The 23,228-nt window shown below is 65.0% G+C and carries 24 protein-coding genes; 12 read left to right on the top strand and 12 right to left on the bottom strand.

The features are described from left to right. Positions 1-9: 9 nt before the first annotated feature. The gene (locus ACQP2U_RS20240; protein ID WP_397030081.1) at positions 10-288 is read left to right on the top strand and encodes an ArsR/SmtB family transcription factor; all 279 of its coding nucleotides are present in this window, start codon (positions 10-12) and stop codon (positions 286-288) included. Continuing rightward, positions 288-677 (top strand): VOC family protein, encoded by a 390-nt coding sequence (locus ACQP2U_RS20235; protein WP_433716535.1) that lies wholly within the window; start codon positions 288-290, stop codon positions 675-677. The genes ACQP2U_RS20240 and ACQP2U_RS20235 overlap by 1 nt, the downstream gene beginning before the upstream one ends. A 3-nt stretch (positions 678-680) precedes the next feature. On the opposite strand, the gene ACQP2U_RS20230 is transcribed toward ACQP2U_RS20235, so the two are convergent. Together ACQP2U_RS20230 and ACQP2U_RS20225 are read right to left on the bottom strand one after the other, a co-directional pair. After that, complete coding sequence (locus ACQP2U_RS20230) at positions 681-1,601, bottom strand: LLM class flavin-dependent oxidoreductase (protein ID WP_433716088.1); 921 nt, start codon at positions 1,599-1,601, stop codon at positions 681-683. 56 nt (positions 1,602-1,657) lie between these two features. Continuing rightward, positions 1,658-2,167, bottom strand: a complete 510-nt coding sequence (locus ACQP2U_RS20225) for a GtrA family protein (protein ID WP_040690789.1) — start codon at positions 2,165-2,167, stop codon at positions 1,658-1,660. Between the two features lie 193 nt (positions 2,168-2,360). Between ACQP2U_RS20225 and ACQP2U_RS20220 the strand changes: the two genes are divergently transcribed. After that, positions 2,361-3,164 (top strand): aldose 1-epimerase, encoded by an 804-nt coding sequence (locus ACQP2U_RS20220; RefSeq protein WP_433716087.1) that lies wholly within the window; start codon positions 2,361-2,363, stop codon positions 3,162-3,164. A gap of 3 nt (positions 3,165-3,167) precedes the next feature. Here the strand turns inward: ACQP2U_RS20220 and ACQP2U_RS20215 are convergent, their stop codons facing one another. Beyond that, positions 3,168-3,920, bottom strand: coding sequence for a TetR/AcrR family transcriptional regulator (locus tag ACQP2U_RS20215; protein ID WP_433716086.1), 753 nt, complete (start codon positions 3,918-3,920; stop codon positions 3,168-3,170). A 105-nt stretch (positions 3,921-4,025) separates the two neighbouring features. On the opposite strand from ACQP2U_RS20215, the gene ACQP2U_RS20210 reads away from it, so the two are divergent. Further along, positions 4,026-5,225, top strand: coding sequence for a DUF418 domain-containing protein (locus ACQP2U_RS20210; protein WP_433716085.1), 1,200 nt, complete (start codon positions 4,026-4,028; stop codon positions 5,223-5,225). A 19-nt stretch (positions 5,226-5,244) separates the two neighbouring features. Beyond that, a complete protein-coding gene (locus ACQP2U_RS20205) occupies positions 5,245-5,820 on the top strand; it encodes an AAA family ATPase (protein WP_433716084.1) in 576 nt (191 codons plus the stop codon). On the opposite strand, the gene dapA is transcribed toward ACQP2U_RS20205, so the two are convergent. Then, positions 5,794-6,777, bottom strand: a complete 984-nt coding sequence (gene dapA / locus ACQP2U_RS20200; protein ID WP_433716083.1) for a 4-hydroxy-tetrahydrodipicolinate synthase — start codon at positions 6,775-6,777, stop codon at positions 5,794-5,796. The genes ACQP2U_RS20205 and dapA overlap by 27 nt on opposite strands. Positions 6,778-6,849: 72 nt before the next feature. On the opposite strand from dapA, the gene ACQP2U_RS20195 reads away from it, so the two are divergent. After that, positions 6,850-7,737 carry a LysR family transcriptional regulator gene (locus ACQP2U_RS20195; protein WP_433716082.1) on the top strand — a complete coding sequence of 296 codons (888 nt, stop codon included), beginning with the start codon at positions 6,850-6,852 and terminating at the stop codon, positions 7,735-7,737. Between the two features lie 51 nt (positions 7,738-7,788). Here the strand turns inward: ACQP2U_RS20195 and ACQP2U_RS20190 are convergent, their stop codons facing one another. Further along, positions 7,789-9,279 carry a carboxylesterase/lipase family protein gene (locus tag ACQP2U_RS20190; protein ID WP_433716081.1) on the bottom strand — a complete coding sequence of 497 codons (1,491 nt, stop codon included), beginning with the start codon at positions 9,277-9,279 and terminating at the stop codon, positions 7,789-7,791. A gap of 327 nt (positions 9,280-9,606) precedes the next feature. On the opposite strand from ACQP2U_RS20190, the gene ACQP2U_RS20185 reads away from it, so the two are divergent. After that, on the top strand, positions 9,607-11,124 hold the full coding sequence (locus tag ACQP2U_RS20185) for an FAD-dependent monooxygenase (RefSeq protein ID WP_433716080.1): 1,518 nt from the start codon (positions 9,607-9,609) through the stop codon (positions 11,122-11,124). A gap of 51 nt (positions 11,125-11,175) precedes the next feature. Here the strand turns inward: ACQP2U_RS20185 and ACQP2U_RS20180 are convergent, their stop codons facing one another. The 7 genes from ACQP2U_RS20180 to ACQP2U_RS20150 form a co-directional block, all read right to left on the bottom strand. Next, positions 11,176-11,685 carry a nitroreductase family deazaflavin-dependent oxidoreductase gene (locus tag ACQP2U_RS20180; RefSeq protein WP_433716079.1) on the bottom strand — a complete coding sequence of 170 codons (510 nt, stop codon included), beginning with the start codon at positions 11,683-11,685 and terminating at the stop codon, positions 11,176-11,178. A gap of 233 nt (positions 11,686-11,918) precedes the next feature. Further along, the gene (locus ACQP2U_RS20175; protein ID WP_433716078.1) at positions 11,919-12,356 is read right to left on the bottom strand and encodes a nuclear transport factor 2 family protein; all 438 of its coding nucleotides are present in this window, start codon (positions 12,354-12,356) and stop codon (positions 11,919-11,921) included. An 89-nt stretch (positions 12,357-12,445) separates the two neighbouring features. Next, positions 12,446-13,342, bottom strand: coding sequence for an N-acetylmuramic acid 6-phosphate etherase (murQ, locus tag ACQP2U_RS20170; RefSeq protein ID WP_433716077.1), 897 nt, complete (start codon positions 13,340-13,342; stop codon positions 12,446-12,448). A 16-nt stretch (positions 13,343-13,358) separates the two neighbouring features. After that, positions 13,359-14,222, bottom strand: a complete 864-nt coding sequence (locus ACQP2U_RS20165; protein WP_433716076.1) for a MurR/RpiR family transcriptional regulator — start codon at positions 14,220-14,222, stop codon at positions 13,359-13,361. Between the two features lie 3 nt (positions 14,223-14,225). After that, positions 14,226-15,386: an anhydro-N-acetylmuramic acid kinase gene (locus ACQP2U_RS20160; RefSeq protein WP_433716075.1), complete on the bottom strand. Its 1,161-nt coding sequence runs from the start codon at positions 15,384-15,386 to the stop codon at positions 14,226-14,228. Continuing rightward, positions 15,386-16,915 carry a sodium:solute symporter gene (locus tag ACQP2U_RS20155; protein WP_433716074.1) on the bottom strand — a complete coding sequence of 510 codons (1,530 nt, stop codon included), beginning with the start codon at positions 16,913-16,915 and terminating at the stop codon, positions 15,386-15,388. The genes ACQP2U_RS20160 and ACQP2U_RS20155 overlap by 1 nt, the downstream gene beginning before the upstream one ends. A gap of 63 nt (positions 16,916-16,978) precedes the next feature. Then, positions 16,979-17,908, bottom strand: coding sequence for a BadF/BadG/BcrA/BcrD ATPase family protein (locus ACQP2U_RS20150; RefSeq protein ID WP_433716073.1), 930 nt, complete (start codon positions 17,906-17,908; stop codon positions 16,979-16,981). A gap of 196 nt (positions 17,909-18,104) precedes the next feature. Here ACQP2U_RS20150 and ACQP2U_RS20145 point away from each other — a divergent pair, with 196 nt between their 5' ends. From ACQP2U_RS20145 to ACQP2U_RS20125, 5 genes are all read left to right on the top strand, one after another. Next, positions 18,105-18,698, top strand: coding sequence for a hypothetical protein (locus ACQP2U_RS20145; protein ID WP_433716072.1), 594 nt, complete (start codon positions 18,105-18,107; stop codon positions 18,696-18,698). A 57-nt stretch (positions 18,699-18,755) separates the two neighbouring features. Continuing rightward, on the top strand, positions 18,756-19,163 hold the full coding sequence (locus ACQP2U_RS20140) for a TIGR03668 family PPOX class F420-dependent oxidoreductase (RefSeq protein ID WP_433716534.1): 408 nt from the start codon (positions 18,756-18,758) through the stop codon (positions 19,161-19,163). An 87-nt stretch (positions 19,164-19,250) separates the two neighbouring features. Then, a complete protein-coding gene (locus ACQP2U_RS20135; protein ID WP_433716071.1) occupies positions 19,251-20,081 on the top strand; it encodes a mycofactocin-coupled SDR family oxidoreductase in 831 nt (276 codons plus the stop codon). Between the two features lie 25 nt (positions 20,082-20,106). Next, positions 20,107-20,316 (top strand): TOBE domain-containing protein, encoded by a 210-nt coding sequence (locus tag ACQP2U_RS20130; RefSeq protein ID WP_040690806.1) that lies wholly within the window; start codon positions 20,107-20,109, stop codon positions 20,314-20,316. Between the two features lie 324 nt (positions 20,317-20,640). Then, on the top strand, positions 20,641-22,992 hold the full coding sequence (locus ACQP2U_RS20125; RefSeq protein WP_433716533.1) for an arylsulfatase: 2,352 nt from the start codon (positions 20,641-20,643) through the stop codon (positions 22,990-22,992). The last annotated feature ends 236 nt before the right edge of the window (positions 22,993-23,228 follow it).

Here is a 23,228-nt window from a genome sequence, read left to right as displayed (position 1 = left end):
AGTGTGGATGTGAGCGGCGATGTCTTCAAGGCACTGGCCGATCCGACGCGTCGGGCGATCCTCGACGAACTGGCCGATCGCGACGGTCAGACATTGTTCGAGCTCTGCGCGCGACTCGCCATGCGGCACCAGCTCACCTCGAGCAGACAGGCGATATCGCAGCATCTGGACGTGCTGGCGGCCGCCGGTCTGGTCACCACGCGCCGGGACGGCCGGTACAAGTTCCACCATCTGAATCGAGAACCACTGCGGCAGCTCACGCACCGCTGGCTCCAGGAGGACCCATGATCCGTATCAATATCACCAGTGTTCTGGTCGACAATCAGGACAAGGCATTGCGCTTCTACACCGACGTGCTCGGCTTCGTGAAGAAGACCGAGGTGCCGCTCGGCGAGGCGCGCTGGCTGACGGTCGTCTCCCAGCAGGAACCGGACGGCGTAGAACTGCTCTTGGAGCCCGATGGGCATCCGGCGGTCCGTCCGTTCAAAGAGGCGCTGGTCGAGGACGGGATTCCGTTCACCTCGTTCGCGGTGGACGATCTGTACGCCGAGTACGAGCGGTTGCGCGGGCTAGGTGTGCGATTCACTCAGGAACCGCTCGATCAGGGACCGGTGGTCACCGCGGTGTTCGATGACACCTGCGGCAACCTGATTCAGATCGCCCAGCTGAAGGGTTGAGGTTCAGGCCGTGCGGAGTATTGCGTCGGCGAGGAGATCCAGTTGGCGGCGGGCCTGTAATGAGCCGATGCGCAATACCAGATGCCGCGCACCCGCATCGAGGTAGCGTCCGAGCCAGTCGACGCATTCGGCGGCGGAACCGCCGAAATAGGCTTGGATCATGGACATTTCATCGAGCGAGCGACGGTAGTACCGATGGACGTAGCCGTCGAGTTCGGTGCGCGCGGCGGCGGAGTCCGAGTTGATATTGATGGTGGCGTAGAGGGCTGGGGTGATGTTGCGGGTGGTCTTTTCACGCAGGGTCTGCCATGCGCGGGCGTAGGCGCCCTGGTCCGGTAGGAACGGCAGCCAGCCGTCGTAGTGTCGTGCCACCCGTTCCAGCACCCTCGGCGTGTCACTGCCCGCCAGCCACAGCGGGGGACCGTCCTGACTCGCGGGGGGCAGGGTGCGGGTCAGGTCGTCGAGTTGCCAGTAGTGGCCGTCGAATTCGGTTCCACCGGACCAACTCCGCCGCCAGATGGCCACCGTTTCGTCGAGTCGGCCAACACGTTGATCGAAAGGCACACCGACAGTGGCGAATTCGTCGCGACTCTCGGGTAGCGGGAATCCGGCGCCGAGGCCGAGGATCAATCGGCCGTTGCTGAGCTGGTCGACGGTTGCGGCGGTGTGGGCGCCGAGCAGGGGATGACGCAGTGTCGCGGTGAGTGCGGCGGTGCCGAGTTGGACGCGCGTGGTAGTCGCGGCGACGGCGGCGAGAAGCGGCAGTGGATCGACTCGGGTGCGCGCCAGCGGGGAATCGCCGATCCACACCGAATCGAAGCCGGCATCCTCGACGGCGCGCGCGAATCGGACCAATCCGGCAGCATCGTGTTCGCCGGTCATCGAGGTTTCGCGGCTGGGTAGCAGCAGCCCGATCTGTGTCATACCGGCGATCTTCGCCCGGTTGGCGATGCGGGGCAATTACCTCGAGGGTAAGCGACCTAGCGCGGTTCGAGCTCCGATTGAACGAGATCGTCGGGGAATGCATACCGCCGAAACGCCCAGTACCGGAACGCCATGGCGAGCAGCACGCCCAGGATCTGGCCGGTGATGAAGTTCGATACGGCCTGGGTGACCGGACTGACGTGCGGCACCCGGATATCGAGCACATACAGCGCAACCGCCTGCGGCAACAGCGTGACACCGATGCCGAGCGCGCTGATGGCGAAGAACAGCGCCGCCTCATGGTGCCGCTCGCGACCGCCCCTGGTCCGGAACGACCACTCCCGGTTGAGCACATACGACACGATGGTCGCGATCAACACACCGAGCACGCGCGCGGTGAGCGGCTTCTCGCCGAGCACGGTCAGCTTCAGCGCATAGACGATTCCGGTGTCGATGAACCAGGTGATCCCGCCCACCACGGCGAACTTGAGCAGTTCACGTCGCTGGATCAGATACGACCGGTACGGCTCCGGGATCCGGTCGAGCGCAAGCTGGACGAAGGACACGCCCCGCACTATATCCAGCAAATCTGTCACCTCGCGTTTCCGGCCGCCGATGCCGTCTAACCCAAGCATGCCCGCGCCCGTCGCGCCAGGTAAGTCAGTTCGACGGTTTCGGGCGCGCCGCGTTGGTCAGCGTGACCGCAGTGCTCATGGCACTGTGTGTTACCTGACCCCATAGTCGCAAGGAGGAGCGCTCATGGCCGATGCAAGCAATTCCGGTGTTGTGCTGGCCGCGGGCAAGGCGCAGGTCAGCATCGACCCGGAGAATGGCGGGCGGCTGACCAGTTTCCGAGTCGGCGATCTGGAACTGTTGCGGCAGGGCGCGCGGTACGGCGCATTCCCCATGGCACCCTGGTGTGGGCGGATGGGTTCAGGGCAGTTCCGGTACGACGGAAGGTTGCATCAGCTACCGATCAATGCCGATCCGCACGCAATCCATGGCACGGCCCGCGACACGGCCTGGCACGTCCTCAGTACAACCGAATCCACCGCCGCGCTGAGCTGCGAACTCACCGACCCGTGGCCGTATCGTGGACGGGTCACCCAGGAGTTCCAGCTCACCGAGCACTCGATCACCTTGACCATGCGGGTCGAAACAGCGGGCGAGTCGTTTCCGGCGCAGGTCGGTTGGCATCCGTGGTTTCTGCGAAACTTGGGCTCCGGCAAGGACATTCAGCTGGACTTCACCCCCGCTTGGCAGGAGGAGCGCGGTCCAGACTATCTCCCGACCGGACGCCGCATTGCCCCGCGACCCGGGCCATGGGACGACTGTTTCGGGATGCCCGATGGCACCGCTGTGACCCTGACCTGGCCCCATGCTCTGGAGCTGACCATTACCAGTCCCGCGGAGTGGGTCGTCGTCTTCGACCAACAGCCCGAAGCCGCCTGTGTAGAGCCACAATCCGGTCCGCCCAACGGCATCAACACCCATCCGCGGCCGGTCACCGCGACTGACCCGTTGGAACTGTCCACCACTTGGGTCTGGCGTCTGCTCGACTGAGTCCTATGCGCCGTCGATCTCGACGGCCACGCCGTTGAGGATCAGTTCCAACGCGAAAACGAAGTCCTGATCGGCCGCATCGGTATCGCCGTCCGGCGGCGATTCGAACAGTGGACCGGCGAACAGCGCGGCCGCCTCGGGAAAGCGGTGCGGGTCGACGAGGACGGCGAGCGTGCGGCGGTAGTTCCGATTGGCCTGGACCTCGTCGAGACCGGTGCCGCGCCGCGCCTCGGTGATCTGCTGGGTGAGCAGACTCGCTTGCCGCACATGCCCGCTCACCAACATCAGGATGCCGACCTTGGTGGCCCAGTCGAGTCCGGTGTCGGCGAGCGCGCGCAATGCGGCATCCATCCAGCCGATCGTGTTCGGACCGCGCGGCGGGCCGGAGATCGGTAACTGCGGCAGCCACGGATGTTCGGTGTAGACCGCGCGCATCGCATGGGCCCACTGCCGCAGCCCGGCCCGCCAGCCGAGGGATCCGGTCCCGAGATCCGGTGCCGGGCCGGTGGCGAAATCGGCCATCAGCTCGAAGAGTTCGTCCTTGGAGCCGACGTGGCGGTATAGCGCCATTTTGGTGAAACCCAGTGTCTGCGCGACCTTCAGCAGCGTGACCGCGCCCAGCCCGGCGCGGTCGGCGAGGTCCACTGCGGCGCGCACGACCTGGTCAACGTCCAGTTCCGCCGGTCGTCCGAGCCGTGTGGTTACCGGGAGTCGCCAGAGTCTGGCCAGGTCGGCGGGCAGCGCGTCGTCGGTCATGGCGTTGCCTCCTCGGGATCGCCGATGCATCTGCCGGATATTAGCCCCAGAGATAGTATATGGTGGATAGTATCCCTTGGATACTAAAGATGTGCGGAGAACGTAATGACCGATCAGCTGGTCGCGTCCAGATCACGAGTACACGACGTCGACGCACTGCGCGGCTTCGCCCTGCTGGGCATCTTCATCGTCAACATCACCTTCATGGCCTCGGGTTATCCCGGCAATCTGGTGACCGACCCCGCGTTTACCTCCACCCTCGACGATGTCGTGCGCGGTTTGTCCGAGGTGTTCGTCGAGATGAAGTTCTATCCGCTGTTCTCATTCCTGTTCGGCTACAGCTTCACCCTGCAGATGGACTCGGCGGCCGCGGCGCGAACCGCCTTCGAACCGCGGATGCTGCGCCGCATCGGGGGACTGTTCGTCCTCGGTGTACTGCACATCGTCTTCCTGTATGCGGGCGACGTGCTCACCACCTATGCGGTGGCGTGCTTGGTGTTGTTCTGGATGCGGCGGGTCAGCGATCGAACCGCACTATGCGTCGCCGCGATTCTGTACGGCTTGGTCGTCGCGAGCCTGCTGCTCGCCACGGCGTTCATGGATGCGTCGGCACTGCTGCCCACGACGGCCGAGGCACAAGCCAATGCCGAGCGCGCAACCCAGGCCATGCTCGGCGGCTGGGGCGAGATCATCGGCGAACACCTCGATGGCCTCGGGCTCCTTGTCCTGCAAGCCCTTACGCTGCAGGGTCCGACCGCGCTAGCGATGTTCCTACTCGGCTTGGTCGCGGGCCGCCGCAAACTGCTCACCCACGTACACGGCGACGAACCGATCCTGCGCCGAATCCAACTCATCGGCTTCCCCACTGGCCTGGCAGGCAGCATCCTCTTCGCCATCGGCGGCGGCACCGGTCACACCCTCCCAGTAGCGATCAGCGTCGCCACCGCGCCGCTGCTCACCGCCGCCTACGTCGCAACCCTGCTCCGCGTGATGCACAGTGCCCGCACGTCTTTCATCCGCTCAGCCTTGGCCCCCGCCGGGCGTATTGCCCTCACCAACTACCTGGCCCAATCAGCCATCGGCCTAGTGATCTTCACCAGCAAAGGATTCGCCGCCGCCGGAACATTCTCCCCTCTCGCGACCATGTCGACCGCCCTCCTCGTGTTCACCCTCCAACTGGTCGTGAGCGCACTCTGGCTGCGCTGGTTCCGCTACGGCCCCGCCGAATGGACTCTGCGCTGGATCACCAACGCCCACCGTCCCACCTGGCGCAAAACCCCATCCGAGCCGCTGAATCAACCATGAGGCCAGTGAGAATGTCAGGGTGACGCAACCAAAGGACAAACTCCTGGTGCTGGTCAATGGCCTACCGGGCTCGGGTAAGTCGACATTGGCGGCACCGCTCGCCCGCGAACTGGATGCGCAACTGCTGTCGAAGGACACAGTGAAAGAAGCCTTGGCGGAATGTATTTCGAGGCCCGAATCCGTACCCTCGCTCGGCGCGATCGCAATGGAGGCCGTCTGGGCGATGGCCACGGCGACACCGCAGACGGTGGTGATCGATTCGTGGTGGTTCCAGCCGCGCGACCTCGAGTTCGCGAGAGCGGGAATTCGGCGCGTCAGCGCCGATCGCGCCATCGAGATCTGGTGTGACGCTGCTGTCGAGACGGCGCGGGCCAGATATGCGCGACGGCAGCGCGCCGCGGTGCACAACGACGGGCTGCGGCTTGCGCGCGATTGGGACACCTGGGCCATGTACGGGCGACCGCTGGAATTGACCCCGGTGATCCATGTCGACACCACGGAGCCGACAAATACTGCTCGCCTCTGCACTGAGATCCGAACGGCCGCGGTTCGAGTTCATTCGGTCGAGTTAGCGCACCCACGCACTCAGCGGTAGGAAGGAGCTCGTCTGAACACGCTGTCCGCGTGAATCAGCCTTGGGCGCTGGGGAATTGGGCGATCGAGCGGGGATGGTGGCGTTGAGGTGGGTTAGCGCTTCGAGGGCGGCGGTGGTTGTTTCGGGGGCGGCGGGAATGAGGGGCAGGCGGACGGCGGGGGTGGGGATGCGGCCTTGCGCGGCCAGGGCGGATTTGATGACTACGGGGTTGGGTTCGGCGAACAGAGCTGCCGACAGCGGTGTGAGGCGGCGGGTAAGAGCGCGGGCTTCATCGATGGGGCCATTGCGCCAGAGGTGGATCAGGGTGGCGAAGGCGGAGGTGGCCAAGTGGGCGGTGGCGAGGATGGCGCCGTGGGCACCGAGGGCTAGGAGCGCGGGGGCGTGCAGGTCGTCTCCGGCAAGGACGGTGGTGTCGGGTGGGACGGTGGCCATGAAAGTGGTTGTGGTCTCGTCGATGCCGCCGACGGCGTGTTTGAAGCCGATGATATTCGGGATACTGGCGAGTTCGTGGAGCGTGTCTGGGCCGAGGGTGCGGCCGGTGCGATATGGGATGTTGTAGACGATGAGGGGGACCGGGCTGGTGGCGGCCAGGTGACGGAAGTGGGCGACTACTCCGGCTTCGGAGGGGCGGGTGTAGTAGGGGACGACGGTGAGTGCGGCGGTGCTGGTGGGGCCGAGGGCAGCGAGCGCTCGAGCCGAATCCGCAGTGGAATTGGTGCCCGCACCGGCGATCAAGACAGCGTTGCGTTCTCGGCAGACGGTGCCGCAGATGTCGAGGACGCGACGACGTTCGTCCGGGGTGAGGGTGGCGGTTTCGGCAGTAGTGCCGAGGGCTACGATGCCGGTTGCACCGTCGTCGAGGACCTCGTTGGCCAGGCCCGCCAGTGCGTCGGCGGCGAGTTCGTCATTGGCGGTGAACGGCGTGATCAGGGGGACGAAGAGGCCGGTGAGCGTCATGGTTTCAAGATTGGCTCGCGACGATACTTCAGGTCCAGTTCACTTTTCTTCCGTTGAGCATAAGCTGAACTGATGCTCGATGTTCGGAAGCTACGCCTCCTGCGCGAACTGGCCCATCGCAAGACGATCGCGGCGGTCGCGGAGGCGATGAGCTACACACCGTCGGCCGTGTCGCAGCAATTGACCGCACTGGAGCGCGAAGCAGGAGTACCGCTGCTCGAACGAACCGGGCGACGCGTCACTCTCACCCCTGCCGCACTCACCCTGGTCGACCACGCGGAGACAATCCTCGCGGCCCTCGAACAGGCCACCGCCGACCTGGCTGCCTCCCGCGCAACACTTACCGGAACGCTGCGCATCGGCGCTTTCCCGACGGCCGTCGCCACGATCCTCGCCCCCGCCTTGGTCGCTCTGAGCCACGACCATCCGCGCCTGGAATTGCTTGTGACAGAACTGGATCCAGCTACCGTCCCGGACGCACTTCGTGCCGAAGCCCTGGACGTGGCGCTGGTCCAGGAGTACGACTATGTACCCGCCGAACCTGATCCCGCTCTGGACACCGAGCCGCTCCTGGAGGAGACCATCTACCTGGCCGCCCCAACCGCCGCACCGCTCGAAGACCACCACGACACCTCCTGGATCCTCGGCACTCCCGGCACGCTTTGCCACACCATGACGATCCGGGTCTGCCAGGCAGCCGGATTCACTCCTCGGGTCCGTCATCACGTGGACGATTTCAGCACCGTCCTCGCCTTGGTCGCCGCAGGTCAGGGCGTTGCCCTGGTCCCCGAACTCGGCGCACTCACTCCATCGCCGAACATACTGCTCACAGCCTTGCCGACCCGGCGCAAAACCCTGTTGGCCTACCGTCGCGGTACCGGCCGACACCCGGCCGTGGCCGCAGCCCGTGCCGCCCTATGCGCCTCTGCCACAACGATTTCCAGCACCTTCGGCAAGTAACGCGTGCGAGCAATTCCACCCGCTCTCGATCGGTTCGCTCCACGCCCCGTATCAGGCTACCGACTTCCGCAACGCCGCCAATTCGTCCCCGCGCGGATCACTGACCACACCCGACTGCGGACTGTCGAATACCTGCACCAGCCGCGAATCCTCCTCGAAGCGCGCCCACCCCGGATCACCGGACGCGGCGAAAGCCACCCACGCCGAATGGATTTCATCGGCAAGCGGCTGCGGCGGATTGGGACCGGTCAGGGTGTGCGCCCCGGCGAGTGCGTCGAAGACGAACGGCACCTCCAGAACGTGACAGGCACCGAGCCCCTCGATACCGGACGACCACGCGAACTCATAGGCGAAGCTCGGCGCACCCGCGGCGGCAATGGACTGAGCGATCCGCAGGGTGTCCGAGCGGAAGGCCCGATCGGTAATGATCGCGGCGAACACATCCGCCGCTGACGCACCAGGGCGATTGGCACCGTAGATATCCCCGAGCCCGGGATCGAGTCCGTAGCGGGTGAGCACGAAAGGCAGGGTCTGCGCGGTGATCCCGGCGGCGATCCCCGTCGGCACCGTAAAGAACCGGAACTCCTCGGCCGTGCATCCGGCGATGAGCGGCACGGCCCGATCAGGTTGCGCGGCAAGAACATTGACGGGCTTCCCTTCGACCACCTCACCATCGATCACCGGAAGCAGACTCATGATCCCCATCCCGTTGCCAATGATCGAGGACCCCCACCGCGCCGGATCCGGATCACTCATCAGCGCCAACGCGAGCCCATCCTGCGCCGCGCGTAACTCATCGGGACCGAGCTCGCCGAAATCCGCCGCGGTGGGGCTGATTCCGATACTCGTCGCCAATTCTCCGGCGAGCTTGCGGGCATCTTCGACGGCCACCGCGGCGGATCCATTGCCGCTCTGCATGATTGCCTGACGGAACAACCCACGCGACAGCGGCGAAGCCATCAGCGTCGCCACACTCATTCCGCCCGCCGACTCCCCGAATACGGTGACCCGGTTCGGGTCCCCGCCGAAGGCCGCGATGTTCTCCTGCACCCACTGCAGCGCGAACAGTTGATCGTGTAGCCCTCGGTTCAGCGGCGCGTCCGGCACCGCCGCGAAGCCGGATATCCCGAGCCGGTAGTTGATCGAGACCAGCACGACCCCGTCGCGTGCGAACGCCGAACCGTCGTAGATCGCCCTGGCATTGGATCCTCGAGTGAATGCGCCACCGTGAATCCACACCATGACCGGCAGTCCGGCACCGCCTGGATCCGGGGTCCACACATTGACATTCAGATATTCCTCACCCGGTATCCCGTCACTACCGATCAGCGCGTGGATCGGCGGAGGATATGGGGTCTGCACGCAGGTCGCGCCGTGGGTGAGCGCATCACGAACCCCCTGCCAGTCCGGCACGCGCGTCGGCAGCCGGAAGCGCGCGGGCCCGACCGGCGCCGCCGCATACGGCACGCCGAGAAATGCGCTGATCCCGGCGGTCGTCCAGCCGCGGATCTTGCCACCGGTGACGGAAACAATCGGTTCCATGAGACTCCTTCGCTCGATTCGATTCTCTACGCAGCACCCCGCGTCGGACCACGGTTTCGAGCACCTCGCAGAACTTCCGGAATCTCTTCGGACTCGGCCTCGCCGGCGCACGTTCGCTGGTCCACCTACGGTGCAGGTGTGCACATTCGCTCGGGCGATACCGTCATCGGCGCATTGGGCATCCCTGGCGCCGCGTTGTCGCGGACCGACCACGAGATCGCCGTGGCCGCCATCGATCAGTTCGACTGAGGCGGGTTCCGGCGCGATGCAAGGCGCATGCAAGGCGATGTAAGCCGGCCGCAACCGCCCATCGGCAGAGTCGAGTTCATGAACGAGACATTCGATGTGGTCGTCGCCGGTGCCGGACCGGTCGGGCTGATGCTGGCCTGCGAACTTCGCCTCGGTGGCGCCGAGGTGCTGGTGGTCGAGCGGCTGGCCGAACCCGATATGACCATCAAGGCCGCTGCGATCAATGTGCCCACCGCGCAGGCGTTCTACCGCCGGGGCATGCTGCCCGATCTGCTCGAACAGCAGAATGCGACGGTGCAGCGCATCCGCGCGGCGGGCATGGTCCCGAATGCCGCGACCCAGCGTCTGCCGATCGCTGGTCATTTCGCGGGCATCATGCTTCGCGCAGACGAAATCGACTTCGACGAACCGCTTTTCGCCGAACTCGGCCCGGGCGCCGAGGCGGTGCTGGTGGCCCAGCAGGCCATCGAGGCGATCCTGGCTCGGCGTGCCGGCGAACTCGGGATCGAGATCCGGCGCGGTGTGGAGTTGACCGAATTCGACGATGACGGAACCGGTGTCACTGTCCGCCTCGCCGACGGCACCGTCCGCGCGAACTGGTTGGTCGGCTGCGACGGCGGCCGCAGCACGGTCCGCAAGCTGGCCGGATTCGATTTCCCGGGTCTGGACCCGGAGATCACCGGCCATCAGGCGGTCGTCGAAATGACCGGTGCGGAGGGCTTGCGTCCGGGCTGGAACACCACCCACACCGGGATCTACACCAGCGGTCCGACACCGGGCCGGATCCTGACCGTCGAACTCGACGGCCCGCCCGCCGACCGGACAACCCCGGTGACCGCGGCCGAATTGCAGGCCAGCCTACGCGCGGTGTCGGGTGTGCCGGTCGAGATCACCGCTGTGCATTCGGCAACGCGATTCACCGATAACACCCGCCAGGTCACCGACTATCGCAAGGGCCGAGTGTTGCTCGCCGGCGATGCGGCCCATGTGCATTCGCCGTTCGGTGGGCAGGGACTCAATCTCGGCATCGGCGATGCGGTCAACCTCGGCTGGAAATTGGCCGCGGTGGTGCGCGGCGACGCGAGCGTAACCCTGCTCGACACCTACACCGCCGAACGTCATCCCGTCGGCGCATGGGTGCTGGAGTGGACCCGCGCACAAGTGGCGCTCATGCGACTCGACCAGCGCAGCAAGGCATTACGCAAAGTGATGACCGATCTGTTGGCCACCCGCGACGGCAGCACCGCGATCTTCAAGAGGATCTCCGGTGTACTGCACCGCTACGACCTCGGCGGTGGCCACGAGCTGATCGGCGCGGTCGCACCGGATATCGAGCTGTCCGATGGCAGTCGGGTCGGTGCGCACTTCGCCGATGGTCGGGCGATTCTGTTGGATCTGGCCGATTCCGCGCAGCTGCGGGCGATCGCCGCACCGTGGTCGGATCGGGTGCGCGTGGTGACCGCGAAACCCGTTGCACCACGCGAGCTTTCCGCAATGCTGATTCGACCGGACGGTTGCGTTGCCTGGGCAGCGGATTGCGGCGATCGCGATGGACTTGCCGAAGCGCTGTGCCGCTGGTTCGGCGATAAATCCTGATCGGCTGGTGCCAGCCCGGCGATCAGGGACCGGGCTGGCACCATCGGAGCATCAGGCCTCTTGGCGATACACCGCGACGACCGGAATCACCCGAGACGTCTTCGCTTGGTACTCACCGAAACCCGGCATGATCTCGACCATCCGCGCATACAGCTCATCGCGTTCGGCACCGGTCACCACCTCGGCCTTCGCCGTATAGCTTTCGGTACCGAGCTCCACGGTGAATTCCGGGTTCGCGCGCAGGTTGTGGTACCAGGCCGGATGCTTGTCGGCACCGCCATTCGAGGCGATCAACACGATTCGTTCGCCGTCGGGGAGATAGACCAGCGGGCTGGTGACCTGGCGGCCGGATTTGGCGCCCGTCGTCGTGATCAGCACCATCGGCGCACCCTCGAACATGCCGCCGACCTTGCCCGCATTGGCGCGGAACTCATTGATCACCTGCGCGTTGAAGTCGTTCACTGCACTCCCATCGGTTGTTTTCCGCACCAACCCCAACAGCGGTCCGGAAATTCCGGCCCACGCCTTGCCGACCAGCGGACGCGGAATCAGTACCTCCATTCTTCGAACTACTCGGCAGACCGGCTGATCGCCTGGTTATACTTCCCGGCTATAGCTCAGGCGGCAAGCCCTACTTCGGAAAGGTTTTGGGATGGTTCCCCAGCGTTCTTCCCTGTGCTTGTGGTCCGGACTGCCGGTGCGGTTGCCAGGATGGCGGCAAATGCTCCTGCGGCGATAAATGCCAACACGAATGATCGATCGAGGCTCCCGAATTCGGGAGCCTCGATTCGTATTCAGGCACTGCCGGGCGCGACGAACATGAAGCTCTTCTCCTCGACACGCTGCTTGATTCGCCACCGACCATCGATACGGGCGAACGTGTCGTGATACCAGAGCCCGCACAGCATCAGACTCTGTTGACCTTCGCCGGTCGAGACCAGCATGGGGTTGTGACACATGGTGCGCCCGGTTGCGCTGTCGCCGTCGACACTGATGGACGAATTGCTGATCAGATGTTGGAACGCAAGGAAGTTCGGCATGACCGTGGACAGGAACTTCTTGGTGGATTCCAGATCACCGGCAGGGCCGCCCATCGCCGAGTAATCGATATGCGCATCCTCGGTGAAGATCTCATCGAGCAGAGCCCATCGCTGGGTGTCGACCGCATGTGAGTATCGGACCATGAGGTCCTCGATCTCCAGGCGGTCGGAAATCTCCTGCAGGGACAGCATGGTGCCTCCGAATCGCCGACACATCGTTCCGGCGGTGTCGCGGAACTGTGGGTCAGGGTAGCCGGTTGGTCGTGCGGCGAAGGGGATATTCAGTGCTGGACCGCGTCGCGCACGCGACCGTCCGCTTCGTACAGCAGTGCGCGGGCCGCCGACACGTCGACTCCGGCCAGGCGCATAACGATGGCCGTTTTGACCTGACCGTCGGCCGCGTCCAGTAGTGCTGCGGCTGTCGCCGAGTCGGTTCCGGTCGCCTCGGCGACGATACGGCGGGCGCGGTCCACGAGTTTGGCATTGGTGGGCTGCACATCCACCATCAGGTTCCGGTAGACCTTGCCCGACCGCACCATGGCTGCGGTGGAGAGCATATTGCACACCATCTTCTGCGCTGTGCCCGCCTTCAACCGGGTGGAGCCCGTCAAAACCTCAGGGCCCGTGTCGATTTCGATGCCGACGTCGGCGCAGCTGCTGGCTTGCGCATTGCGGTTGCAGGAGATCGCGACCGTCGCGGCACCGATCGAGCGGCCGTATCGCAGCGCACCGATGACGTAGGGGGTTCGACCGCTCGCCGCCAGCCCGACAACGACATCGTCGCTGGTGAGTGCGATGGCGGACAGGTCGGCGGCGGCCAACACCGGATCGTCCTCGGCGCCTTCGACGGCCCGCAGCAGTGCCTGCGGTCCACCCGCGATTATGCCGAGGACCTCGCCGGGAGCGGTGCCGAAGGTCGGTGGGCATTCGGCGGCATCCAGTACGCCGAGGCGACCGCTGGTGCCCGCGCCGAGGTAGATCAGCCTGCCGCCCCGCCGCCGCGCCGCGACGATGAGCTCGACCGCCTGTGCGATCTGCGGGATCGCCTGCGCGACAACCGAAGCCACACCGGCATCCGCGGCGTTCATGGTGCGCAGCAGCTCAGCGATCGGCATCGAATCCAGCGTGGTGGTGCGTGGATTCGACGCTTCGGTTGTCAGCGAACCGATTTCGGTCACCGCGACACCGGGTACTTCATTCGGCCTCCTTGTTGCGACGATCGGCTACCGCCTCGTAGGTGCGCCGCAGCGCCCTGGCCGCCGACGGTGTGCGTTGCAGGACACCGACATACAGCGCATCGACGATGAGGAGTTGACTCATCCGACTCGCCATCGCCGCGGAACGGAATCCGTCCTCCCGTCCGGCTACCAGCACCGTGTGCGCGGCGGCATTCGCGAGTCCGGATCCCGCCCCGGCCGTCACAGCAACCGTCGTCACGCCCGCGTCGACGGCCCGGTGCACGGCTTCGACGATCGCGGCGGTTTCGCCCGAATGCGAGAACGCGACCGTTACATCACCGGTCTCCAGCAGGCTGGCCTGCACAAGTGCGTCGTCCTCGGATGTGCATGCCCCGCACCACATTCCGATGCGCGTCAGCTTCTGCGCCATATCCATCGCGACAAGTCCGGACGCGCCGATGCCGACCAGATGCACCCGCCGCGCGCCCACCAGTGCGTCGACGACGGCTTCCATGGTCGCCGGATCGGCGAGTTCGGCGGTTGCCATCATGCCCTCGGTTTCGAAGGCGGTCAGTTTGTGCAGCACCTTCGATAGGGCGTCGTCGGCATCGATATCGGTGGCGAATACCGGCGTGCCCTCATCGCCGCCGACCGCGGCCATGGCCAGTCGCAGCTGCGGATAGCCTTCGTAACCGAGGGTTTTCGCCAACCGGACCACCGCGGAGGTGCTGGTCGCCGACCGCTCGGCGAGTTGGCTCACTGTCAGCTGTGCGGCGGCGGCCGGATCGAGCCGGATCACCTGCGCGACGCGCAGTGCGGTCGGCGTGAGTCGTGGCAGCGCTGCCAGCAAGCGAGTGCGTACGTCGTCGGAATCGGGCATCGTTCATCCCGCCAGCGTGAGTCGTAGGGGCACGGTTATCGGCGCAGTGGGCAGCGTGAATCCGGCCGCACCCGGGGTGATGGAACCGAGCACCGCCGCGCGACCCGCTCCGGTACAGGCGCGATGGTTACCCGCGAGACCGTGAGCGGTGAGGAAGCCGAGCACGGCGAATGCGGTGGCCTCCTTCGCCGCCGACGGTATGCCGAGTTCATCGGATGTGCGCACTTTCGTGGGCCCCAGATATGCGCCGAGCATTGCCATCAGCGTGGGATTGCGTATGCCGCCGCCCGACGCGATGACCTCGGTCGGGCGCAGTGGTGCGAGGGCGTCGGCGATGGTATGGGCTGTCAGCGCGGTCACAGTGGCGACAATATCGTCGGCGGAGGCCGCATGGCCGTCCAACACGCGCTCCAGGTAGGCGCGGTTGAACAGCTCCTTCCCGGTGGTCTTGGGGGTCGGTGCGCGGTAATAGGGTTCCGCGAGAAGGGTTTCCAGCAGATCGGTATCGATATCGCCGCGGGCGGCGCGTTCCCCGGCGCGGTCTAGATGCTCGACGCCGCCGGTGCACAATTCGACCGCCGCATCGATCAGTGCGTTGCCAGGTCCGGTGTCGAAGGCGACCGGTTTGTCGCCGGTGACCGTGACATTCGCGATCCCGCCGATATTCAGCGCGGTCGCGCGTTCGGAACGTCCAGCCAGCCACAGCAGATCGAACAGCCCGACCAGCGGTGCGCCCTGTCCGCACGCCGCGATATCGCGCGCACGAAAGTCGCTGACGACCGACAACCCGGTGCGTTCGGCGATCCATGCGGGCTGACCCAGCTGCAGCGTGCCTCGCACCGCACCGTCGCTCACCCAGTGGTAGACGGTCTGCCCATGGGAGGCAACGAGATCGGCTGTGCCGCCGAAGAACTCGTACATTGCCGCGATTGCCGCATCGGCGAAGGTCTGGCCGATCGCGGTATCCAGACGGCACACGGTCGCCATGTCTATGGCACCGGGCGGCAAGGCGGCGATGAGTTCCGAGCGCAGTTCGTCGGGATACGGTCGGCTGAGATGTCCGACGAGTCGCACCTGAATCGTCGTATCCCGCAATACGATATCCGCGCCGACGGCATCGATACCATCGTGCGAGGTTCCCGACATCAGCCCGATGACACGCACTACGCCACCGCCGCAATAGGCTCCGGCTCATCGGGAGCCGACGCTGGATGGAACAGGCTCGCGATACCACCGACGACCAATGTCACGAGCACGCCGATCGGCACCAACCACTGTGCCGCGATACCCTTTTCGACCACCTTCCCGGCGACGGTCACATCGATCTTGACCACCCGCACCACGAATGTCATCACGATCACCGTGGCGATGAAGGCGAGGATCGCGTCGAACTGGTTGGCGCGCGCGACCAGTCGCCCGAGCAGGAACGCACCCAGCAGCGCACCGTAGGTGTAGCCCGCGATGGTGAGCGCCGTCAGATACACATTGCCCGTCGTCGCACTGAAACCCATGGCGAACAGCGCCATCAGCGCCGCCCACACCAGTGTCATCACGCGCGCCAACCGCAGCAGCGTGTCATCGGCGAGTGTGCGCCGGGAGAAGCTACGAATGATATCGGCGACCGTCGAATTGGCCATGGAATTCAACGCCGAGGACAGCGAACCCATTGCCGCGCCGAGGATTCCGGCGACCAGCAGCCCGGAGACCACCACCGGCAGCCCGTGCAGGATGAAGTTCGGATACAGGCTGTCCGAACTGGCCAATCCGAGTTCCTTGGCCGTCTTGCCGCCGTTATAGGACCACAGCAGCACACCGACCAGGGAGAAGGCGGCGAACTGGATGGCAACGAAGATGCCCGAACCGACCATCGCCTTCTGACTGTCGCGCAGCGACCGCGTCGCCAGAATGCGCTGCACGATCAGCTGATCCGAGCCATGCGAGGCCATGGCGAAAATCGCGCCACCGACGATCGCGGTCGGCAACGCAAAAGTGCTGGTGAGAATGTGCGCGAGACCGAAATCGGTATCGAAGACACGGAATTTGCCCGCATGCAACGCATCCGACCAACCGGAAGCACCGACATGGCCGGTGAGCACGCAGATCGCGATGAGCGCACCGGTGAGGTAAAGGCCCATCTGCAAGGCGTCGGTCCAGATCACCGCCTTGATGCCGCCGAGGTAGGTATACACGACGGTCAGCAGCGTGAGTGCCACAATGATCGCGTCGTAGCCGAAGTCGAGTCCGAATTCGTTGAGCAGTAATTTGATCGGAATGGCGGAGGCGAACAGCCGCACGCCCTCGGCGAGCAGCCGGGTGAATACGAAGGTTACCGAGGCCACTCCCTGCAGATAGCGACCGAAACGCAGCTCGAGGTATTGATAGGCGCTGACGAAACCGCCGCGCTTGTAGAGCGGGATCAGCACGATCGCCACGGCCGTGCGCCCGATGACGTACCCGATGGCCAATTCCACATTTCCGAAGGCTTGATCGGTGTACGCGCCTCCCGGAATCGAAATGACGGTGAGCACACTCGTTTCGGTGGCCACCACCGAGAAACACACCGTCCACCACGGCATACGGCCCTCACCGACGAAATAATCGCTGCTGGACTTCTGTTTTCCGGACAGCCGCAGCCCGATCCACGCGACGGTGAACAGATAGACGACGATGACGGCGAGATTGAGGGCGTTCAACGCAGCTCCCCGGTGACGCGATGGACTGAGTGCAACTAAGTGTCAGGCGTGTCACTGATGCTGTCAATAAGTGTCAGAGATTCGAGTGACCAGCGCTTCGAGCACAGTGGTGGCATCGACGGCGAGCAAGGCTGCGCCGTCGATCGGATCGCCGAGCGGATCGCGGCGGTCGATCGCGTGCGCGATCTGGCGGTCGAGCGGCTCCAGGAGTGGCGCGCCGAGTTTGGTGAGACCGCCCGTGATCGCATAGGGGACCGGTGGCCGAATTCCGGATCGTTCGATCGCGGCAAGGACGGTGCGAGCGAGTGCGCCTGCGGCGGCCGCCATGATCGCGACCGCGGTATCGTCGACAGCGGCCGCTACGGCGGGTGCGAACTCGGCGGCGACCAGAGCCGGATTATCTTGTTCTCCAAGATATTTCGGCAGCGCGTCCAGTTCGATGCCGTAGTGTTCGCGAACCTTCTCGACCAGGGTGGTGCGTGGCCCGCGGCCGTCATGGGCACGTAGCGCGGCGCGTAGACCTTCGAGGCCGATCCAGCCGCCACTGCCCTCGTCGCCGAGTTGCGGCCCCCAGCCGTCGACTCGGGTGAACCGGCCCGCCTCGTCGACGGTGGTAGCGACGGCTCCGGTTCCGATGGCAAGCACGACTCCCGGGGACCCGCCCAATGCCCCGGCGTGTGCGGTGACGGCGTCGGAAGTCACGGCGACCGCTGCCGCGCCGGGGATTTGCGCCAGCCGTCGAGCAAGCGCCGTCGCCGCGTCCGGTGCTGATGCGGCACCCGCTGCGCCGACCGACAGCGTGAATGTTGTTGGCAGCGAGGCGATCTGATCTGTCACCGCGTAGATCGCACGCTCTGCCGCAATGACACCCGTCGCATGTGCCAGCCCGGGCGCACCCGGTGCTTGCGCATAGGCGACCTGGCTTCCGTCGACGCGCAATGAACCGCGACAGCCGGTCTTGCCGAGATCGATAGCGAGGACATGGCGGGTCATAGGAACATCTTTACCGTCCGTGGACTGGAGTCGCTTCGCATCGTACGGCCGGACAGTGTGCGGACCACCGTGGCGATGCGACGAGCGCGCTCGAGTTGATCTCGTCGGATTTCCAGCAAACTACCGGCACACCGTCGTATGCTCCGTCAAGAATTCGGTTTGCACCTGCTGCGATGACGTCCAGGAGGTCATGCGCGTGGAAGACAACCGATACCTGGCCGAAGCCGACGACGAGACCGTGCGCGAAATGCGCCGCAGAATCGCGCTGGCGCCGCCAGCGTTCGGCCTGATGCTGCCCGTCGTCTGGAAGGGCTCCAACGGTAACGCTGTCGAGCCGTTGACAGTCGAATTTCCGACCATCGCAGACCGGTCTCCGGGTCCGGGCACCACGATTCACGGCTTGGCCGACCTGAACTGGCAACCTGCTCCCGGCGCACCGCCCCAGAGCTTCGAAACCGCCGACGTGCTCGGCTCACCTCGCGGCCCCGGTTTCTACGCCAGTTATGCCCGCTGGCACCCCGGTTGGATAAGCGCACCGCACGCCTACGCCTTCGACCGCCATGCCGTAATGCTCTCGGGCGTATGGACCGTCGGCGCGGGCCCCACCATCGACCTCACCACCACCGCGCCCATGTACCCCGGCGAATTCGCCACGCGCACAGCGGGTACACCGCACTACGACGGCACTTTGAGCGACAGCCCGGAGCCCGCGGTGTTCATCCTGTTCGGAATCGGCCCTGCCGTACCGATTCCCGTGGATCCCGCGCGGCCACTGTTCGTCCGCATCTAGTCACCGAGCGGGTGAGAATGGGTCTATTGCCGATCGTAAGGCGGAGGAGCGGTGCGACTGAACGCGAAAGCAGCGCGGGAACGGTTCACAGCAGAACCGGTGGCCCGACTCGCCACCGTATCCACGGACCTGCATCCACACATCGTGCCGATCGTATTCGCGGTCATCGACGACATCATCTACAGCGCCGTCGATGCGAAGCCGAAGACGACAACAGCGTTGCGCCGCTTGGCGAATATCGCAGCGAACCCCACCGTCGCCGTGCTCGCCGACCACTACAGCGACGACTGGACGCACCTGTGGTGGACCAGAGCCGACGGCACCGCACGAATCGCCGACGCTCCCGAAGCGCAGCAGGCGCTGAAGCTTCTGACCGCGCGCTATCCCATCTACCGCACCCAGCCGCCCCCCGGACCGGTGCTCGCCATCGACGTCACCCGCTGGTCGGGCTGGTCCGCGACCTGACCCGTGGTGTGGATCGCGCTGCTATTTCGACTGCGCATGTGCCACGGATCATGAAAGCATGGGATCACCGGTCGAAAGGGGACGCGCATGGGGCAGCTGGCGGGCAGGGTTGCGGTGATCACGGGCGGCGCTCGCGGTCAAGGACGTTCGCACGCGGTGACTTTGGCGGCCGAAGGTGCCGACATCGTGCTGTGTGATATCAGCGAACCGATCGGTAGCGTGCCTTATCCGTTGAGCACCGAAGACGACCTCGCCCAGACCGTCAAGCTCGTCGAGGAGACCGGGCGGCGCTGCGTCGCGGTACAGGCCGATGTTCGCAGCCGCGCGGCGATGGACGAGCTCGCCGACCTGGCCATCGCCGAATTCGGCCGGATCGACATTCTGCTCGCCAACGCGGGCATCGCCTCGGGCGCGGCCATCGCCGAGATGGACGAGCAGATGTGGCAGGACATGATCGATGTCAACCTCACCGGCGTCTTCCACGGTTTCCGCGCCGTCGTGCCGCATATGATCGATCGCCGATGGGGCAGAATTGTTGCCACCTCGTCGATCGTCGGCCGTATGGGGGCTGCGAACTCCGGCCATTACGCCGCAGCGAAGTGGGGCGTCATCGGATTGGTCAAATCGCTTGCCCACGAAGTAATTCCGCACGGCATCACCGTCAATGCGGTACTTCCGGCCGGTGTGCGCACCGATATGATCATGAATCCGGCAATGTATTCGGCGATGGTGCCCGATATCGAGAATCCCACGCTAGAGGATGTGGAGGCGATGTTCGCCGGCGGTCCACCGAATGGTGATCTGATTGTGCCGCAAGAGGTTTCCCAAGCGATCCTGCTCCTCGTTGGTGAATCCGGGCGCCATTTCAACGGCGAAGCGATCACCATTTCCGGCGGCATGAGCGCGGGCACCACCTGAGACTGAAACCCGTAGGATCACAGCCATGCGACTATCCACACGTAACCAACTCGATGGAACAGTCGTCTCGGTCACCCGCGGCGAAGCGATGGCCGTGGTCCGTGTCCGGCTGGCCGGCGGCGACGAAATCACCTCCTCCATCACCCGCGACGCGGCCGACGACCTCGAACTCAGCGACGGCTCCCGAGTCACCGTCCTCATCAAATCAACCGAAGTCGCCCTCGGCGTCGACTGAAACTCCCGCTGGCGCGACCACCTGCCCGGCATTGCGCCCTGCGGGACTGACCGCAACTGCTGACACGGCGCCGTCCGACGCCGTACTCTCTGAGTACGGAAGGCGTTGATCAGCAAATATTCGGACATCATGTCCGCGAGGTGCGTGACCACCACACGTCGAATCGAATATCCGTACCCCTCTCCGCCATCACCGGAGCTGGGCGTGCCCGTCCCGACATCACGGCCGCACCGATCGGTGTTCGCGTTGTACCCCGCATGAGGTCCGGAGCCTGGGCAGCAGGACGAATGGCAAACGAACAGCTCTCGTTATCGGAGGTGGATGATGGCCAGGAAGTTCGAAGGGAAGGTCGCGCTCGATATCCGTGATTCGGTCCCCGATTGGGGGCCTTATGCGGAGCCGACCGCACCACGGGACGCGCCGAATGTGCTGTATCTGGTGTGGGACGACATCGGAATCGGCACCTGGGACTGTTACGGCGGTCTGGTCGAGATGCCGAATATGAAGCGCATCGCCGATAGCGGTGTGCAGTTCACGCAGTTCCATACCACCGCCCTGTGTTCACCCACGCGTGCCTCCTTGATGACCGGCCGGAATGCGACCTCGGTCGGTATGGCGACCATCGAGGAGTTCACCGACGGGTTCCCGAGTATGTGTGGTCGCATACCGGCCGAAACCGCGCTGTGCTCGGAGGTTCTCGCCGAGCGCGGGTGGAATACCTACGCGGTCGGCAAATGGCATATGACTCCACTGGAAGAGGAGAATCTGGCCGCGTCCAAGCGGCATTGGCCGCTGGGTCGCGGGTTCGAACGGTTCTACGGCTTCCTGGGCGGCGAGGCCGACCAGTGGTATCCGAATTTGGTCTACGACAATCACCCGATCCCACAGCCGTACCCTCCGGAAGACGGATATCACCTGTCGAAGGATCTGGCAGAGAAGGCGATCGAGTTCATCCGCGACTCGAAGGTGGTCGCCCCAGACAAGCCGTGGTTCACCTACTTGTGCCCAGGGGCCGGGCACGCCCCGCACCACGTGCCGCGGGAATGGGCCGACAAGTACCGCGGCCGGTTCGACATGGGTTATGAGAAGTATCGCGAGATCGTGCTGGAGAACCAGAAGCGCATGGGTCTGGTGCCGGAGAACACCGAGCTGTCGCCGATGAACCCGTATGCGAATGCCACCAGTGCCGACGGAAAGCCGTGGCCGATGCTGGACACGGTGCGAGCGTGGGATTCGTTATCGGAGGACGAGAAGCGGCTGTTCCGCCGGCAGGCGGAGGTGTTCGCCGGATTCCTGTCCTACACCGACGCGCAGATCGGCCGGCTGCTGGACTATCTCGAAGAAAGCGGCCAACTGGACAACACCATCATCGTCGCCTTCTCGGACAACGGTGCCAGCGGCGAGGGCGGTCCGAACGGCACCGCCAACGAGATGAAGTTCTTCAACGGCTACATCGACACGGTCGAGGACAGTCTGGCCAAACTCGACGAGCTGGGTTCGCCGACCACCTACAGCCACTACAGCATCGGGTGGGCGATGGCGTTCAACACCCCATACAAGCTGTACAAGCGATACGCCTCGCACGAAGGCGGCATCGCCGACCCGTGCCTGATGTCGTGGCCGGCCGGGGTGGCGGCCCGCGGCGAGTTGCGCCACCAGTACCTCAACGTCTGCGACGTCACACCGACCGTCTACGACCTGCTCGGCATTACACCACCGGACACGGTGAAGAACGTGCGACAGCGTCCTTTAGAAGGCGTCAGTTTCCGAGCGCTGTTCGATGACGCGAACGCGGACGTCGGCAAGCACACGCAGTTCTATTCGATGCTCGGCACGCGCGGGATCTGGCACGACGGATGGTTCGCCGACGCCATTCACGCGGCATGCCCGTCCGGTTGGGGGCATTTCGACCAGGACCGCTGGGAACTGTTCCATATCGAGCAAGACCGCAGTCAGATGCACGACCTGGCCGAGGTTCATCCCGAGAAGTTGGAGGAGCTGAAGGCGCTGTGGTTCTCGGAGGCCGAGAAATACTACGGCTTCCCGCTCAACGATCTCGACGTCGTCTCGATGATGACCCGCTCCCGCCCGACGTACGGCGCCAAGCGCGACAATGCGGTCTACTATCCGGACGTCGCGGAGGTGGGACCCGGTGCGGCGCTGGAGATTCAGGGGCGGTCGTTCGCGCTGCTCGCAGAGGCGACGATCGACAGTGCCGATGCCGAGGGGGTGCTGTTCGCCCACGGCGGCCGGCTCGGTGGACACACCCTGTACGTCAAGGACGGCCGCCTTTGTTACACCTACAACTTCCTCGGCGAGGAAGAGCAGACCATCGTCTCCGATCGGACCGTCCCGCTGGGCGACCACATCCTCGGGATCCGGTACGAACGCCGCGGTACCCGCCCCGACAACTTCACACCCACCGGCGAGGCCGTCCTCTACATCGATGAGGACCCGGTCGGCTCCCTCGATGACATGCGGACCCAGCCCATCGTCTTCTCCGGCGTCGGCGAAGGAATCCGCGTCGGCCGTGATAGCGGTCAGTCCGTATCCGCGAGGTATCGCTCACCGTTCCCGTTCACGGGCGGAACGATGCACCAGGTCATCGAGGACGTGAGCGGCAAGCCGTACCAGGACCTGGAAATGGCTGCGGCCGCGGCGTTCTCGCGTGATTGAGGCGGCGATCCGGGGCTATCGGGACCGGTGCCATTTGGACCACTGGCGCCGGTGGTGGTAGGTGCCCGGCGCATGCTGGCGTCCCCGCGCGGGCCCGGCAGCACTCTCGACGGACGCGATCGTCACCCGGCCACCCGGGTCGCCCACGAGGACGCGGCGGCATACGCGGCCTAGTTCGGCAAAAGCTGCCGACCGAGGCCGAACGGGAGTATGCCGCCCGCGGCGGACTGGACGGT

Origin of the sequence: Nocardia sp. CA-084685, assembly GCF_050955785.1 — a bacterium.
Classification (GTDB): domain Bacteria; phylum Actinomycetota; class Actinomycetes; order Mycobacteriales; family Mycobacteriaceae; genus Nocardia.
Note: the sequence above shows the minus strand (reverse complement) of the source record. Positions and strands in the feature narration are given on the sequence as shown.

Bases quoted from the DNA above. Each gene is read 5' to 3' on its own strand.
- ACQP2U_RS20190 (WP_433716081.1), bottom strand. From the start codon at position 9,279: ATGGAACCGATTGTTTCCGTCACCGGTGGCAAGATCCGCGGCTGGACG.
- ACQP2U_RS20150 (WP_433716073.1), bottom strand. From the start codon at position 17,908: ATGACCCGCCATGTCCTCGCTATCGATCTCGGCAAGACCGGCTGTCGC.
- ACQP2U_RS20230 (WP_433716088.1), bottom strand. From the start codon at position 1,601: ATGACACAGATCGGGCTGCTGCTACCCAGCCGCGAAACCTCGATGACC.
- ACQP2U_RS20165 (WP_433716076.1), bottom strand. From the start codon at position 14,222: ATGCCCGATTCCGACGACGTACGCACTCGCTTGCTGGCAGCGCTGCCA.
- ACQP2U_RS20180 (WP_433716079.1), bottom strand. From the start codon at position 11,685: ATGGAGGTACTGATTCCGCGTCCGCTGGTCGGCAAGGCGTGGGCCGGA.
- ACQP2U_RS20125 (WP_433716533.1), top strand. From the start codon at position 20,641: ATGGCCAGGAAGTTCGAAGGGAAGGTCGCGCTCGATATCCGTGATTCG.
- ACQP2U_RS20220 (WP_433716087.1), top strand. From the start codon at position 2,361: ATGGCCGATGCAAGCAATTCCGGTGTTGTGCTGGCCGCGGGCAAGGCG.
- ACQP2U_RS20135 (WP_433716071.1), top strand. From the start codon at position 19,251: ATGGGGCAGCTGGCGGGCAGGGTTGCGGTGATCACGGGCGGCGCTCGC.
- ACQP2U_RS20210 (WP_433716085.1), top strand. From the start codon at position 4,026: ATGACCGATCAGCTGGTCGCGTCCAGATCACGAGTACACGACGTCGAC.
- ACQP2U_RS20130 (WP_040690806.1), top strand. From the start codon at position 20,107: ATGCGACTATCCACACGTAACCAACTCGATGGAACAGTCGTCTCGGTC.
- ACQP2U_RS20215 (WP_433716086.1), bottom strand. From the start codon at position 3,920: ATGACCGACGACGCGCTGCCCGCCGACCTGGCCAGACTCTGGCGACTC.
- ACQP2U_RS20185 (WP_433716080.1), top strand. From the start codon at position 9,607: ATGAACGAGACATTCGATGTGGTCGTCGCCGGTGCCGGACCGGTCGGG.
- ACQP2U_RS20195 (WP_433716082.1), top strand. From the start codon at position 6,850: ATGCTCGATGTTCGGAAGCTACGCCTCCTGCGCGAACTGGCCCATCGC.
- dapA (WP_433716083.1), bottom strand. From the start codon at position 6,777: ATGACGCTCACCGGCCTCTTCGTCCCCCTGATCACGCCGTTCACCGCC.
- ACQP2U_RS20175 (WP_433716078.1), bottom strand. From the start codon at position 12,356: ATGCTGTCCCTGCAGGAGATTTCCGACCGCCTGGAGATCGAGGACCTC.